We start from the raw sequence: 14,548 nt of genomic DNA on the forward strand, positions 1-14,548 counted from the left end.
ACTTAATGCGTAAGGGAAGGAGATATCAAAAGGAATACTTTTTATTTATATAGAGTTTTTAAATTTTAGTATGTTTCTTTCTATTTACATAGATAATTATGGATCCCATTGTAATGGTTAGTAATCCTAATATTGCCACGTTACTTTCTTCTAATCCTGTATCTGGTAATTTTTCTTCAGAATGATTCGCATTATTTTTTTCATTAGTATTGCTTGGATCTACTGGGTCTGTTGGATCTACTGGATCTGTTGGGTCCAATGGGTCTGTTGGATCTACTGGATCTGTTGGATCTACTGGATCTGTTGGGTCCAATGGGTCTGTTGGATCTACTGGATCTGTTGGGTCCACTGGGTCCGTTGGATCTACTGGATCTGTTGGGTCCACTGGGTCTGTTGGATCTACTGGATCCGTTGGGTCCACTGGGTCCGTTGGATCTACTGGATCTGTTGGGTCCACTGGGTCCGTTGGATCTACTGGATCTACTGGGTCCACTGGGTCTGTTGGATCTACTGGATCTACTGGGTCTACTGGGTCTACTGGGTCTACTGGGTCCGTTGGAACTTCGGTAGGATTTGGATTCTGATAAATTGATCCTGTTCCTCCCACAAATTTTTCATAAGCTACAAAGGCTAGTAATGCTTGTTGCGTAGCCATGCCATTTGATTTTCCATCTTTAATAACATGAGCATATCCTTCGTCTTCTTGTTTAAATTCTAATAAGTGTTCCAGCAAGTTTCCACCTGGTTTTGTAAATGCTTCACTTGTTGGGTCAATTCCTACAGAAGCTAGTCCAACAATAGCTTGGGAAATAGACTCACTTGAATCTCCCCCATTCCATGTATCAAAGAAGCCACCATTCTCTTGTTGCATGGTTGACATAACCGTTACAGCACGATCTATTGCCGTTTTTACATCCGCGCGGTCTTGGTAAGGTGCTAACGCCGATAAAGCCATTCCAGTGATGTCCATGCTAGGAGTATTTCCGAAAAATGACCAGCCTCCATCTGCTAATTGATTTTTCAATATTCCATCAATTAAAGTTTCGCGTGTTCCTTCTGTGACTTCATAGTCATTACTATCCAAGGCAATTAACGTATAGATGTAATTATTGATAAGTGTGCTTTCTTGTTCTAACATATTTTCAATTAAATTGTATCCAGCAAAGTTAGTCGCATCTTTCCCTTGTAAAGACAAAGAGATGATAACTTTTTGAAGGTTTAAGCTATTCAGCTTTCCGTCATTTTCTTTCAGTACTGTTTCAATAGAATCCAGGTAACTTGTTGGAATCTCGAAATCAGTAACATGTGCAAGACTCCAAATCCACCACTCACTAAAGTACTCAAACGTGATATCGTTAGAATCAATATAATTTAGAACTCCTTGAATTTGAGCTGCAATATCTACTTGACTTGGGGCTACTGGGTCCGTTGGAACTTCGGTAGGATTTGGATTCTGATAAATTGACCCTGTTCCTCCTACAAATTTTTCATAAGCTACAAGTGCTTGTAATGCTTGTTGCGTAGCCATGCCATTTGATTTTCCATCTTTAATAACATGAGCATATCCTTCGTCTTCTTGTTTAAATTCTAATAAGTGTTCCAGCAAGTTTCCACCTGGCTTTGTGAATGCTTCACTTGTTGGATCAATTCCTACAGAAGTCAAGCCAATGATTGCTTGGGAAATGGATTCACTTGAATCTCCCCCATTCCATGAGTCAAAGAAACCACCATTTTCTTGTTGCATCGTTGACATAACTGTTACGGCACGATCTATGGCTGTTTTTACATCCGCGCGGTCTTGGTATGGCGCTAACGCTGATAGGGCCATTCCAGTAATATCCATACTTGGTGTATTTCCGAAAAATGACCAAGCTCCACCTTCTAATTCTTTACTCAATATCCCATCAATTAAAGCTTCTCGTGTTCCTTCTGTGACTTCATAATCATTGCTATCTAGCGCGATTAACGTATAGATATAATTATTGATTAACGTACTTTCTTGCTCTAACATATTATCAACTAAATTATATCCAGCTACGTCAGTAGCATCTATTCCTTGTAAAGATAATGAAATGATTACTTTTTGAAGCTCTAGACCATTTAATTTTCCATCTTTTTCTTTTAGTACTGTTTCAATAGAATCCAGGTAGCTTGTTGGAATCTCAAAATCAGTAACATGAGCTAAACTCCAGATCCACCACTCACTAAAGTACTCAAAAGTGGTGTCATTTGAATCAATATAGTTTAAAACTCCTTGAATCTGAGCTGCAATATCTACTTGATTGGGAGTTTCTGGACTTGTTGGATCTACTGGATCTACCGGATCCGTTGGCTCTCCAGGACTTTGTGGTTCCTCGGGATCTGTTGACTCTCCAGGATTTTCTGGTTCTTCTGGATTTTCTGGTTCTTCTGGATTTTCTGAGTCTGAAAAATTTTGAATTTCCAATTGAATATGATCTCCATCGTTCAATAAAGTGGTAATTACTCCATTTTCAGATACTTTATTATTTACTGATAAATTCCAATAATCAAACTCACCTAGTGTTTGATTTCCAATATTATTGATGTAAGTGAAGTACGTTTCATCTACCGCTACATTTAATTTTAATGAATTACTAGATGCTGCTTGATAAAGGGCGTCATAAGCAGAACTTCTTGCATCTAATGAAACATTAGTTTCTGGCATTACCAAATTACCATTTAAATCTTTTGCTGAAACGGTAACTGAAATATCTGGATCATTTTCTTCAGGATTCATAGATATCAATACAAAGTTTAAGTTATCTCCATGACTGATTTTGTAATTGGAAACACCTACTTGAGAATACTCCCCTTGTGTAAGGAAAGACCAATAATTGTTTATACCGTCCCCTTCAACATTTCCAATTGCTTCAACGAATTGACCTAAACCACCATCAAATTCAGTAGTAGCCACTTCAACTCCCTGCTTTTCAGCCGCTGAAATTAATGCATCATAAGCAGTAGCCCCTTCTTCAACTTTTACAGCTGTTAAAGGAAGAACTTTATTCCCTTCACTATCTGTTGCTTGAACAGTTACAGCATGATCTAACGTGGCTGCTAACGTTTCTTGGGGAATGAACCCAATAACACTGCCTAATGTAAATAAAAAAGAAAGTATTAAAATACTGATTTTTCTTAACTTTTTGTTCATTTGTACACTCCTATTACTTTATTTATTCTTTTCAATATAATAACCAAAACTTAAATCAAAAAAATACACCTCTTTTAACGAGATGCATGTAAGCGTTTTATGAACATGCAAACGAAATAATTCATTTGCATACACACCTCCCTATACTCGTAGTTGGAATGGTAGAAAATAGGCAGATATCCTGGCTTGTGGTTTTTGCTTTCTATTGCCTTCCCATCTTGATGACAGTGGCATAATAATAGAAAACTCGCACTTACAGTGGCGGTACCGCGTCGGATTTGAACCGAACTTTCCTTTTATTGACATCACTTAATGATGTTAACCTATTATTCAGTATTTAATTTCTACTTTCATTATATGGGACAAAAACTTGTTTTACAACTAAATGAAGAAAAACTAATTTTTCAATTTTTAATTATCATAGATGCTATATTTTTATTACAAAAAAACCAATCCGTTTTATACGTTCTACCTGTATTTACAACGCTAAAGTACTTTTTCAAAGTCTATAACTGTATCTATAGATGGGTTTTACTAACACCCGTTACAATTAACTGGTTTTTATAACGCCGCCCGTTCTATCTTGTTTGACACAAAAATATCTATTCACACAAAAAAAGAAAGTAAGAAGTTCTTTAGAACATTTCTCACTTTCTTATTATCTATTAAATTTTAACCTCAGAAATAACTCTTTTTCGTTCAATCACTATATATGTCGCTATACTTACAATCATCAATCCAATCATGATAATAATACTTTGCATTCCGAAAAACAAATCAAAGTGATCAGATAAAACTCCTACAAAGGTAGGTGCAACAGTTGCTCCAATTCCTCCTGTGACTAAAATCCATCCCATAGCCATCGGGTATTGTTTGATGGACACTCCAGCTAAAGTTACAGCAGTTGGATAAATCCCTCCCATCGTTGCTCCAAGAGCCAATGAAGAGAGAATAACTGTTAGAGTAGTTTGACTATAAATCAGAGCTACAAAGGAAACAAACATACCTAAGCTGATACCAATCAACAATCTTTTTCTAGACATTTTCCCACTCACTATAGAGCAGTATACTCGACCAATTAAAATACCTAGCCATAGAAAACTGGAAAGTAGCTGAGCTTTTTCTAGAACCAAAACATTCGTATCTACAAAAAACTTCACTAACCAACCTGTTATTGCAGCTTCACTACACATATAGAAAAACAAAATAGCAATAATAACCCAAAATAGACTATCTTTTAAAAATTCAAATGAAATTTTCCGTTTTTCTTTCGGTAGTACTTGTACATCAATATCTGCTTTTGAAAAGAAGATTTGTGAAAGAATAATAAAAACAATAATCATAATTAATATTAATTTCCAACCTTCACCACCCACATTTGCCATTGTTAAAGTCAATAAAAATGGTGAAATCAATGCTCCAATTGCAAAGATAGCATGCATAAGGTTTAGAGCTTGCGGGCTACTATTAGAAACGTCATTTACTGTTTTATTTGTGAAGTTTGAAACACTTCCTCGACTGATCCCAACGAAGAAAAAAGCGAGAAACAAGAAAAATGCATGACCTACTCCACTAATTAAAATAATAAAACCAATGATTACAAAACTTCCTAACACAACCACTGATTTTTTCAGACCTAAGTATAAGGGAACAATCCCACTTAGAAAACCTGCTACTAAGTTCCCAATTTGTTGTCCTGAAACAAGTAAACCACTAACAGTGTCATCTAATTGATACTTATCACTAAGTATCGGTAAGAGCGAACCAAAAAGCATTCCATATAATCCATTAACAAAAAACATAAAAAAGCTAACGCCAATTATATATTGTGCCTTCTTGTCTAAACGCCCATAAAATGAATTTTGAAACATAATAGCCTCCTAAAATACAATGATCATTATATGTAATTTTCACCAATATCTTTGATGAATGAATGGCAATCCTCTTTTTCAGGAGCCTTATCTATGTCAATATTCAATTATATCAATTTTGATCCACGTTTACTTCATAAATAGAAATGCATCATAATTTATATTCTTGATTTAATAGTTCCATTTGTTTTTTTCGTAGAAAGAAATATCCAAAAATAGCTACTAACGTATTACTAATCAACATCCCTAACCATACACTATATTCACCTAAACTAGAAATTTGTGTAAGAATAAAAATAATTGGTATTCTAAATACATACAGTCTCGAAAAACTAATCATCAAGTTAAACTTTGTTTGTCCGGTTCCTTGGAAATACCCGATAACAATTTGCATGGCTGCCCATGGAATTGCTGAGACTGAATAGACGGTAATCGCGTTGACAGTATGTCTCAAAACTTCAGAATCCTGATTTGTAAATAACGCTGCTACAGGAGTTCTAAATATAATGAGGATGGATATGGTACTAAAAGCAAGTGTACAAGATATTATGAAACTCTGATTAACAAATTTCTTTACACGCTCATAATTTTTAGCCCCTAAATTTTGAGCTACTAATATAGATACACCTGTTCCAAAACCTGTTAAGAAAGAAAAGATAACGGAGTTAATACGATTAGTAATTCCAAATGCAGTTAATACGCCTACGCCATAGGCTAAAGCATATTTGTTTACGATGATTTGTCCAAAAGACATCGTAGATTTTTCAATCATAATAGGAAATCCGATCGTAAGAATTTGCTTGATCTCATCCCATCTAATTAAAATAGGATCTTTTTTGCTAACTATTCTTTTGTTAATAAATAAATCATAAAGTGCAAATCCGGTTATAACAGCATTACCCATAAATGTGGATAATAAGACTCCTGCAAATTTTAAATCAAAAACAAAAATAGTTACAACAAGAAATACTAACTTTACTATAATAGATGTTGTATTTACTACTGTAATTCCCATTGTTTCGCCTTGGGCACGTTTGATTCCATAGTAAGCTCGATTCATAAATAACAGTAGAATATTAAAAGATAGAATTCGAAAATAGGTTGTCGCCATTTCAAGTAAACTTGGGTCAATTGAAAATAGCAGAAGGATTGGACGAGTAAACAAGAAAACTAGCAACGCTGAAATACTTCCAATTAAAAAAGCTAAAATTAACAATTGGTGCATAATATGTTTTCCACTTCTACCTGCACCAATTTCTTTCCCAATCATACTTGTACTTCCAATTGCTAAACCATCACCAATCGCTACAAATAGACTCTCAATTGGTTGAATAAAAACGATTGTCGCAAGTTCTAAAGCACCAATTTGTGAGACAAAAAGGATATCTACTAATCCATATAAACCAAAAAACAAATTATTTACTGCTACTGGACTCGCAATTTTAATAATCGTTTTATTTATATTCCCTTCTAATATTTCTTTTTCATTCATATTTTCTCCTTCAATCTTTAATTCAATTGTTTTTTAAACATTATTAGAAGACCTTTTCCTATCAAAAAGATAGTTCTAGGTCTTCTATATATGTTTAACTATTTAATTTTATCATACGTATATTAGATACGTAATGTATGACCAGTGATTCTTTCTATACGAATCTATATAACATTTTAGTTGGTTTAAATAAGGTCTTGTCCACCATTAACTTGAATAATTTCTCCTGTTAGGAATGAAGCTTTTGGTCCAACTAGGAAATCAATTACACTTGCAACCTCTTCAGGTTGACCCAATCTCTTCAGAAGAATATTGTTCTTCCATGAGTTGAATACATCAATATTTGTTTCTTTAATTTGTTTGTGGAAATCAGTATCAATCGTTCCTGGTGAAACTCCATTTACACGGATTCCATATTCCGCTAAGTCTTTTGCCATTGCACGTGTCAATGTCACAACTGCTCCTTTAGAAGTTCCGTACATTCCTGCTCCTGGTCCACCTGCATTCCATCCTGCGTTAGATGCAAAGTTAATAATAGAAGCATCTTCACCCTTTTTAAGCATTGGAATAGCAGAACGTGTTACGAAGAACACACTGTCCAAGTTTAAAGCTAGTACGTCACGGTAGAATTTTGTTTCCATTTCTTCGAAACGGGAACGTCCGCCAAGTCCGCCAGCACAGTTTACTAATACATCTAGGTGATCATATTTCGCTTTGATTTCTTCAAAACCTGCTAGTACAGCTTCTTCTTCCATCACGTTGAAATAGTATAGATCTACTGTTACGCCAAGATCTTTCAGCTCTTTTTCCGCTGCTGCTCCTTGTTCTTTGTCAATTCCATTAAGAATAATAGAATATCCTAGCGCACCTAGAGATTTAGCTGTTGCTAAACCTATTCCTGTTGTTCCACCTGTAATCATCGCTAACTTTGTCATTTTATTTATCTCCTCCTACGAAGTCTTCTCTATGTGGTGTGAAAATATCTAATAATTTTCCTTTTTTCAAGCAAACAGCACCATGAATAATTTCTGGCTCTTTATAAGTTGAATCGCCTGCTTTCAAAACTTTCTTTTCTCCACCGATATCAAATTCGAACTCACCTTCAATAATGTACGTAATCTGCTCATGTGGATGGCTGTGCATAGCACCAAAGGAACCTTCTTCAAACATTACTTCTACAACCATTAAATTATCTTCATATGCTAAGATACGTCTAGTAACACCATCGCCTAAATCATCTGTAACCATATCTTCTGACATATAATAATGTTGAACCATATTTCTATCGCCTCCTCTTATTTTTAGTTAACTTTAAATAAGGTCTTGTCCACCATTAACTTGAATAATTTCTCCTGTTAGGAATGAAGCTTTTGGTCCAACTAGGAAGTCTATTACACTTGCAACCTCTTCAGGTTGACCCAATCTCTTCAGAAGAATATTGTTCTTCCATGAGTTGAATACATCAATATTTGTTTCTTTAATTTGTTTGTGGAAATCAGTATCAATCGTTCCTGGTGAAACTCCATTTACACGGATTCCATATTCCGCTAAGTCTTTTGCCATTGCACGTGTCAATGTCACAACTGCTCCTTTAGAAGTTCCGTACATTCCTGCTCCTGGTCCACCTGCATTCCATCCTGCGTTAGATGCAAAGTTAATAATAGAAGCATCTTCACCCTTTTTAAGCATTGGAATAGCAGAACGTGTTACGAAGAACACACTGTCCAAGTTTAAAGCTAGTACGTCACGGTAGAATTTTGTTTCCATTTCTTCGAAACGGGAACGTCCGCCAAGTCCGCCAGCACAGTTTACTAATACATCTAGGTGATCATATTTCGCTTTGATTTCTTCAAAACCTGCTAGTACAGCTTCTTCTTCCATCACGTTGAAATAGTATAGATCTACTGTTACGCCAAGATCTTTCAGCTCTTTTTCCGCTGCTGCTCCTTGTTCTTTGTCAATTCCATTAAGAATAATAGAATATCCTAGTGCTCCTAGAGATTTAGCTGTTGCTAAGCCTATTCCTGTTGTTCCACCTGTAATCATTGCTAACTTTGTCATGTATACATTCTCCTATTTCTATTATATTTTTATTAATTGCATCATCACTATTGTTGAATCATCCATGACATTTCAAATCGGGCATTTTGACTTTTTTGTCTAACGATTATACTTGTTCGCCACTCTGAAATTGGATTGCTCGGTGAATCTGCAATAAATAATTGACTATCTTTAAGATTGATTGTACTTATTACTTGTTGTTCTCCTAATTGCCAAGTCAGTGTAACCATTTCTTCAGCATTCTTCGGAACTAATTCTTGAATATTTTTAAAATAACTATAGCCATTTTCTTGGTATCCTAAATCAGCATTTTTCACAACTGTAAACAGATCATTCAAATCTGTAAGTAGAGTCGATTCTACATGGAAGAAGTTATCATAAACATGTTCCTTATTAGAACTAACCATGAATAAATCATTAAATCCTTGATCATTTAGAGAGATTTCACGTTCAAAATCTACACCTTCATATACATCTTCTGCTTTTGCATTGACTTTTGTATCAGAGAAAGACAGTTTTTGACCAGGTAAAAATGAAGTTTGGTCTTGTCCATCAACCATTACAGTATTATGAGATGAGCTACGACGATGCCATTCATTACATACAACTGATCCATAACCAGAGTTAGATAGATCACGTGTTAGTGTTTGATCATTTAGCATTACTTCAATGGTCATTTTATCTGGGTGAGCGTGTGACGGACCATTGTGCCCGTATTTATAGAAAACATCAATCCGTTCATTTTTCAATAATGCGTAGTTTGATTTTTCCATATCCACGGATTGTCTATTTGGCTCAACTGTTTCGACTTTGTTTATTTCAGGAACAAATAGTAATTGCTCCAATGAAAGATCATTTTCAAAATAACACGGTTTCGATAATGGAAGTTCTCCACGCTCGTAAGTAGCCGAGATTATTTTTATAAATAATTTACCCACTTCACTATTTTCACCAAATAATTTGGCACCAATAGCGTAAATGTAAGAGTAGGTTTTCAAATTCAGTTTTGGCTAACCATCATTCGGATTGGGTAGTTCTTGATTAGAAAAAGCATAGTTGTATGCTGCTACTAACATCTTCTTGATGACATCCATTTCTTCAAATGAATGCTCGTAACGTTGTGCAAATAACGCAAGATAAGATACACCCTCAAGAGTAAAGAAATTATAGTGAATGGACCCTTCATACCAGAATCCATCTTCAGTAACCCCTTCTCTTAGTTGTCGATTAATATTATAGGTTCCATCAAATGCAAACTCGATCATTTTCTTGTTTTCACTAAACAAACCAATTACACCAATCGCACTATTTAACCAGCATGATATATTATGAACTTTGTTTACTTGTGGATTAGCTAGTGCAAAGAACTCTTCACTAAACTCTTCCTTGATGTTCTTCAATAATTCTTCTGGTAATTCCTCTTTAACCAATTCTAAACCGGTAAAGATTCGAATGAAGAAGATAGATTCATTCAAACATTGTGGCATAATTCTGCCGCAACCCCATGCAAAATCAGATAAATCATCATAAAATTCATCTTCTTTATTATGAAGTTTGAATTTTGTGTAGGAATTAAAGTAAAAACTAGATATAGAAACTAATGTATCCATATACTTTTTATCATTTGTTGATTTATAGAGTACTGCAGCTTTCAGAATTGTAAGAGCTGCTTCATTTCTGTATATCGTACGCCACACTCTTGTTAACAATGGAGAAGAATAAACTTCACCACACAAGGGACATTGATGTTCATTTTCATTTTCTGGGTTATAAGTTAGGACACTTCCGTCTTCCTTACAAAAATAGTGATGACCCCAAGCACTCGTTTTGGATGGATCATCTTTAAATGTTGAATAAAAACTATCTACTTCTTTTTCTAATTGATTTAACATTGACTTCATCTGAGGTTTCTCCTCTAGAGCAGTCGCTAATTTACTTGTACTAAAGAAATCCATTAAGATACAACACTCCTTTTAAGCCTGCTTTTCATTTGAACTTTTACGATTGTTCTGGCATAAACCATATACAAGAAGCCAAAGAGAAATGGCTCTCCTAAAAGAACAGCTGTACCACTAGGCAGAGATAACAATCGCTGTAATAGATTGTTTATAACAAAATAAGTAAACATTACAAGAGCAACAGTAAACATTGCTTTAAAAATGTAAATCAGTCGTTCCTTACTTTTTTGCAGAATGGTTTTATCCATGTAACTAGAAGCAGGCTTCTCATCATTGATTTCAGCTAGAATTGGTTTTAAAACAAACATCTCTATAATCCCAATTCCTAAACCTAAAAAGAAAACCAAATCGATTAATCCTGTCCTACCTATATTAGTTCCCCAGGCAACTAAGAAATAAATAGCACCTGCAGCCCAAAATTGAATAAACCTTGAAATGTTTTTTGGGGTAACAATTTTATTAAATAGTTTTTTTACCATGTATCTCACCTTTATGATCTCTTTGAGCTGTTATCAATAGAATCACAGTCCCTATCAAGAATACACTTACACCAACTACTAACAGAATAAAAGAAGTAGAAATATTCTCAAATGGTACTGCTCTAGCTGATTGTCTAGCATTTAGAATCAAAAAGATTGTATATAAACCAGATCCACCTGCAGCTAACCCTGCGAGTAAAGTTGTCAAGGCGTTCGATGTACTCCATTCATTAAATGAAGTTAAAATAGCTATCATAATTAAACTAGCAAAGATGAAAAGGAACAAAAAGAATCCGATTTCTCTAATAAACATTAACGTAATCGCTTCAATGTGAACCTGTGATAAGGCTAGCTCCAAAATAGCAACACCTATCATAATATATTTAACGATGTGAAATAACTTTGATTCAATCATTTGAATTGCTCCAATCTTTACGCATAATACTCAGCTAATTTTTTCTCAATATATTTATCTCGATCCTGAGAACTTTTGATGGTAATCAATAAGCTTAACCCTAATATACCAACACTTATTACCATCAATATCAGCATCAGTAAAGAATATTTAGAAACTTCTGGTAAAAGGAAACATCGAATCAACTGAACAGCCAACAATGCAGCACACATTACCATTCCACTTTTTTGATAAAGTCTTAAACGAACAGCTATTAAGAAACTAAATAGAGAAATAGCAATGGTTAGTAATACATAAACACCAACTACATAGCTAACTCGCATATGGTTTAATGTAAATAAAGAGACAAAAGCATTTAAAGCTATGAAAAGCATCATTAATGAATATGCTGAATCGTTGTCCTCATAATAAACATCTGATTTTTTCATACGATTGCCTCCTCTTTAGCTGGTTTACGAAAATTATTCCAAGCAATGACCGCAATCAAAACAACTGCTACTGCAGGTATAATATATGTTAATTGCAACATAACCGTTGGATCTTGACGTGTATCTAATGTACCTATATCCAATGTTTTATGCCAATCAGTGAAATATGGCATCGTTTGTATTAATGTTACAACTCTTGTAATTAGATAAATAGCCACGGCACTTAGAGCACCTATCCATAACCAGTTACGACTTTTATGATCAATACCAGTAAGTAAACAAAAACCTGTAGTCACTATAATCACTAGTGAAGTACTAAAAATAAAGTGATTAACAACTTGCAATTCTTTATAAAACGTATAGGTTTCGTTTGTGCCAGCATAAAAATAATCATAGAATCCTGTCATAAAACCTAGTGAATAGATAAAGTAAATAACGCCTACTACAACCAAAAACCAGACTGGTGACATTATTTTTCGCGGCAAGCTTTCTTTTGCCAAATTCATAGCTTCTCTCCTTACTACTTACTTATTCATATGACATTTCATAATATGTATTTATTTTATGTTCACAGTCTCATGTTTGTAACTTTTGTAGCTTACAAACATGATTATCTGTGGACATTGTCACTTGTATATGTATCAATTTTTATTAAATTTTACTTATTCTTATTCAGTCATTCTTTCATAAGCAGATTGATAAATACTTGTATATGTATCAATTCCACCTTTAGAATATAGATCTTGAATTTCTTTCGCTTCTTGTGGACCATTTGCAGAACCTGTTATGAATAGATATGTTTGGTCTGTTTCAGTTTCACCAATAGAAGTTGTATCCAATTTTGCTTGCTCTTGTTCATTTAGAGAGAAAACAGTTGGTACTAATTGCAATAATGGTTTATCTGCTCCGTAGCTCGGTGTGATAACTTCTGCCTCTTGATAAGTTGCCCAAGATTCGTCACCTTTATTTACGGTATACTGATACTCAAAACCAATTTCTTTTTGGTAACCTAATGGCATTAGAGATCCGACAAAATCACGTAGGAATGCTGATATGTCACCATCTTTTAATTCATCTGCTGTTTCGAAAATCCACTCACCAAATTTTGGATAGTCGATTCCGTCTGGACCAGTAAATGTTTCTCCTTCAGCAAGCATTTCAGGAGTACCGTAGTTCTGAACAACGCTTCCTTCTTCACTAAACATGTAATCCATTAATTTTAAAGCTGCATTGATTTCTTCTTCACTTACTTTAGAAGAAACTGCCCAACCCTCTGGTTTAATTGTACGAGTATTTTCAATGAAATGAATCATTTCATCGTCTGAACCTAGAGTAGTCAATGGGGGTAGAATCGCAGTAACATCTTCGTTCGCTGCTGTTGTTGAAGCAATCCAGTCATACGTCATAAATCCAAATTGTTTTTGATCATCATAGTCATCTTGTGCGTAGAAAATATTACGGAAACTGTCCTTGTTATTTAAATCAGCAAATTCTGAGTGAACTAATCCTTCCGAATATAATTGACTTAAATATTCATAGCCTTCTACCATTTTATCTTCGTTATGAGAGAACGTTAACTCTCCATCTTCGTTCAGATAAAACTTCGAATCTTGTGAGTCACTACCGTATACTCGTTGTCCACCAAAATATGAAATTAAACGCAAGTAATCTTGACGGTTTTTAGAGTCTCTTACAAAGTATGGAGATATAATTGCTCCATTTACTACTTCACCTGTACTTACTTTAGACAAGGTATTTGGTGATAACTTCATCACGCGCCATAGTGCAACTAGCTCATCCATATCATATTGTGCTTCTGATCCTAAGAATAAATCAGAAGGTTTTTCTAATTCAGGATATGTTTCTTCTATATAAGATAACAATGTATCCAATGCGTCATCTCGAGATAGTTCTCCACTTGCTGCTTTTTCATTTTGCAAATCAACTACATTTGTTTTATTTCGATCCCAATATCCATTATAGCTAGTAGATAAAGTTGCTGTTTCTTCTTCTAATTGATCTTTACTATCAACTAGTGCTGTAACCCAAGTTTCACGACCATGAAGAACACGAGCGTAATTGTCTATCTCAGCTACGTAAGGAATGTAATAGATTCCACCATCATAAGCAGTAATGGCATCTGCAATTGTTGGATTTTCTTCTAGATATTTACTAAAGTTTGGAAGTTGACCCATTTTTTCATTCAAGTCTACGAAATAACCTTTTGCACCGTACTGCATAAATGCATCACCTTTAGCTCCACCATAGATTGCTGCATTATTAAATCCTGTAGCAGAAGCAATTTCAATCATTTCTTCAGCTGTTTGGTTTTGAACGGTAACATCTTTAATCGTAAATTCCATTTGATCTTGAATATACTGCCATGTTGGTTTTAAGTCTCCTGTTGAAACCACATCACCATCTGGCATTGTTAGTGGAGTTGATTGGTTATAAGTCAATGTACGTTGATTATTACCTACTGCGTAACTAATATTTAAATTAGAAGCGTACTCAAGATCTTCATTCGATACCGGCGTAGATTCTGTAGACCCTTTATCTACTGTTGAATCTTTTGAACCATTTGTATCCAATCCACCACTACATCCTGCCATTAATAACATGGTTGACAGTAATGTGATACTTTTTTTATTAATCAATTTTTGTCCTCCTCA

At 34.6% G+C, this 14,548-nt stretch carries 13 protein-coding genes and 1 riboswitch; all 13 genes read right to left on the reverse strand.

Annotation, left to right across the window (positions count from 1 at the left end):
* Nucleotides 1-58: 58 nt before the first annotated feature.
* Complete coding sequence (locus tag LZ578_RS00405; protein WP_235145447.1) at nt 59-3,172, reverse strand: DUF4430 domain-containing protein; 3,114 nt, start codon at nt 3,170-3,172, stop codon at nt 59-61.
* Between the two features lie 153 nt (nt 3,173-3,325).
* Nucleotides 3,326-3,514, reverse strand: a riboswitch (cobalamin riboswitch).
* Nucleotides 3,515-3,837: 323 nt separating this feature from the next.
* Nucleotides 3,838-5,043 (reverse strand): sugar MFS transporter, encoded by a 1,206-nt coding sequence (locus LZ578_RS00410; RefSeq protein WP_235145448.1) that lies wholly within the window; start codon nt 5,041-5,043, stop codon nt 3,838-3,840.
* 151 nt (nt 5,044-5,194) lie between these two features.
* Nucleotides 5,195-6,535, reverse strand: a complete 1,341-nt coding sequence (locus LZ578_RS00415; RefSeq protein ID WP_235145449.1) for an MATE family efflux transporter — start codon at nt 6,533-6,535, stop codon at nt 5,195-5,197.
* Between the two features lie 185 nt (nt 6,536-6,720).
* Nucleotides 6,721-7,470, reverse strand: a complete 750-nt coding sequence (locus tag LZ578_RS00420) for an SDR family NAD(P)-dependent oxidoreductase (protein WP_235145450.1) — start codon at nt 7,468-7,470, stop codon at nt 6,721-6,723.
* Nucleotide 7,471: 1 nt separating this feature from the next.
* Nucleotides 7,472-7,813 carry a cupin domain-containing protein gene (locus LZ578_RS00425; protein WP_235145451.1) on the reverse strand — a complete coding sequence of 114 codons (342 nt, stop codon included), beginning with the start codon at nt 7,811-7,813 and terminating at the stop codon, nt 7,472-7,474.
* A 33-nt stretch (nt 7,814-7,846) separates the two neighbouring features.
* Nucleotides 7,847-8,596 (reverse strand): SDR family NAD(P)-dependent oxidoreductase, encoded by a 750-nt coding sequence (locus LZ578_RS00430; protein ID WP_235145450.1) that lies wholly within the window; start codon nt 8,594-8,596, stop codon nt 7,847-7,849.
* Nucleotides 8,597-8,643: 47 nt separating this feature from the next.
* Complete coding sequence (locus LZ578_RS00435; protein WP_235145452.1) at nt 8,644-9,534, reverse strand: heparinase II/III family protein; 891 nt, start codon at nt 9,532-9,534, stop codon at nt 8,644-8,646.
* 72 nt (nt 9,535-9,606) lie between these two features.
* Nucleotides 9,607-10,497 carry an alginate lyase family protein gene (locus LZ578_RS00440; protein ID WP_235145453.1) on the reverse strand — a complete coding sequence of 297 codons (891 nt, stop codon included), beginning with the start codon at nt 10,495-10,497 and terminating at the stop codon, nt 9,607-9,609.
* 53 nt (nt 10,498-10,550) lie between these two features.
* The gene (locus LZ578_RS00445) at nt 10,551-11,033 is read right to left on the reverse strand and encodes a hypothetical protein (RefSeq protein ID WP_235145454.1); all 483 of its coding nucleotides are present in this window, start codon (nt 11,031-11,033) and stop codon (nt 10,551-10,553) included.
* The gene (locus tag LZ578_RS00450; RefSeq protein ID WP_235145455.1) at nt 11,014-11,448 is read right to left on the reverse strand and encodes a hypothetical protein; all 435 of its coding nucleotides are present in this window, start codon (nt 11,446-11,448) and stop codon (nt 11,014-11,016) included. The genes LZ578_RS00445 and LZ578_RS00450 overlap by 20 nt, the downstream gene beginning before the upstream one ends.
* A gap of 17 nt (nt 11,449-11,465) precedes the next feature.
* Nucleotides 11,466-11,876, reverse strand: coding sequence for a hypothetical protein (locus LZ578_RS00455; RefSeq protein ID WP_235145456.1), 411 nt, complete (start codon nt 11,874-11,876; stop codon nt 11,466-11,468).
* A complete protein-coding gene (locus tag LZ578_RS00460) occupies nt 11,873-12,346 on the reverse strand; it encodes a hypothetical protein (protein ID WP_235145457.1) in 474 nt (157 codons plus the stop codon). Before LZ578_RS00460 ends, LZ578_RS00455 begins: the two co-directional genes overlap by 4 nt.
* A 198-nt stretch (nt 12,347-12,544) precedes the next feature.
* Complete coding sequence (locus LZ578_RS00465; RefSeq protein ID WP_235145458.1) at nt 12,545-14,533, reverse strand: hypothetical protein; 1,989 nt, start codon at nt 14,531-14,533, stop codon at nt 12,545-12,547.
* Between the last annotated feature and the right edge of the window lie 15 nt (nt 14,534-14,548).

It is taken from the genome of Jeotgalibaca sp. MA1X17-3, from assembly GCF_021513155.1.
Taxonomy (GTDB): Bacteria; Bacillota; Bacilli; order Lactobacillales; family Aerococcaceae; genus Jeotgalibaca.

Coding starts and splice junctions, on each gene's coding strand:
- LZ578_RS00405 (WP_235145447.1), bottom strand. CDS start 3,172: ATGAACAAAAAGTTAAGAAAAATCAGTATTTTAATACTTTCTTTTTTA.
- LZ578_RS00410 (WP_235145448.1), bottom strand. CDS start 5,043: ATGTTTCAAAATTCATTTTATGGGCGTTTAGACAAGAAGGCACAATAT.
- LZ578_RS00415 (WP_235145449.1), bottom strand. CDS start 6,535: ATGAATGAAAAAGAAATATTAGAAGGGAATATAAATAAAACGATTATT.
- LZ578_RS00420 (WP_235145450.1), bottom strand. CDS start 7,470: ATGACAAAGTTAGCGATGATTACAGGTGGAACAACAGGAATAGGTTTA.
- LZ578_RS00425 (WP_235145451.1), bottom strand. CDS start 7,813: ATGGTTCAACATTATTATATGTCAGAAGATATGGTTACAGATGATTTA.
- LZ578_RS00430 (WP_235145450.1), bottom strand. CDS start 8,596: ATGACAAAGTTAGCAATGATTACAGGTGGAACAACAGGAATAGGCTTA.
- LZ578_RS00440 (WP_235145453.1), bottom strand. CDS start 10,497: ATGAAGTCAATGTTAAATCAATTAGAAAAAGAAGTAGATAGTTTTTAT.
- LZ578_RS00445 (WP_235145454.1), bottom strand. CDS start 11,033: ATGGTAAAAAAACTATTTAATAAAATTGTTACCCCAAAAAACATTTCA.
- LZ578_RS00450 (WP_235145455.1), bottom strand. CDS start 11,448: ATGATTGAATCAAAGTTATTTCACATCGTTAAATATATTATGATAGGT.
- LZ578_RS00455 (WP_235145456.1), bottom strand. CDS start 11,876: ATGAAAAAATCAGATGTTTATTATGAGGACAACGATTCAGCATATTCA.
- LZ578_RS00460 (WP_235145457.1), bottom strand. CDS start 12,346: ATGTCACCAGTCTGGTTTTTGGTTGTAGTAGGCGTTATTTACTTTATC.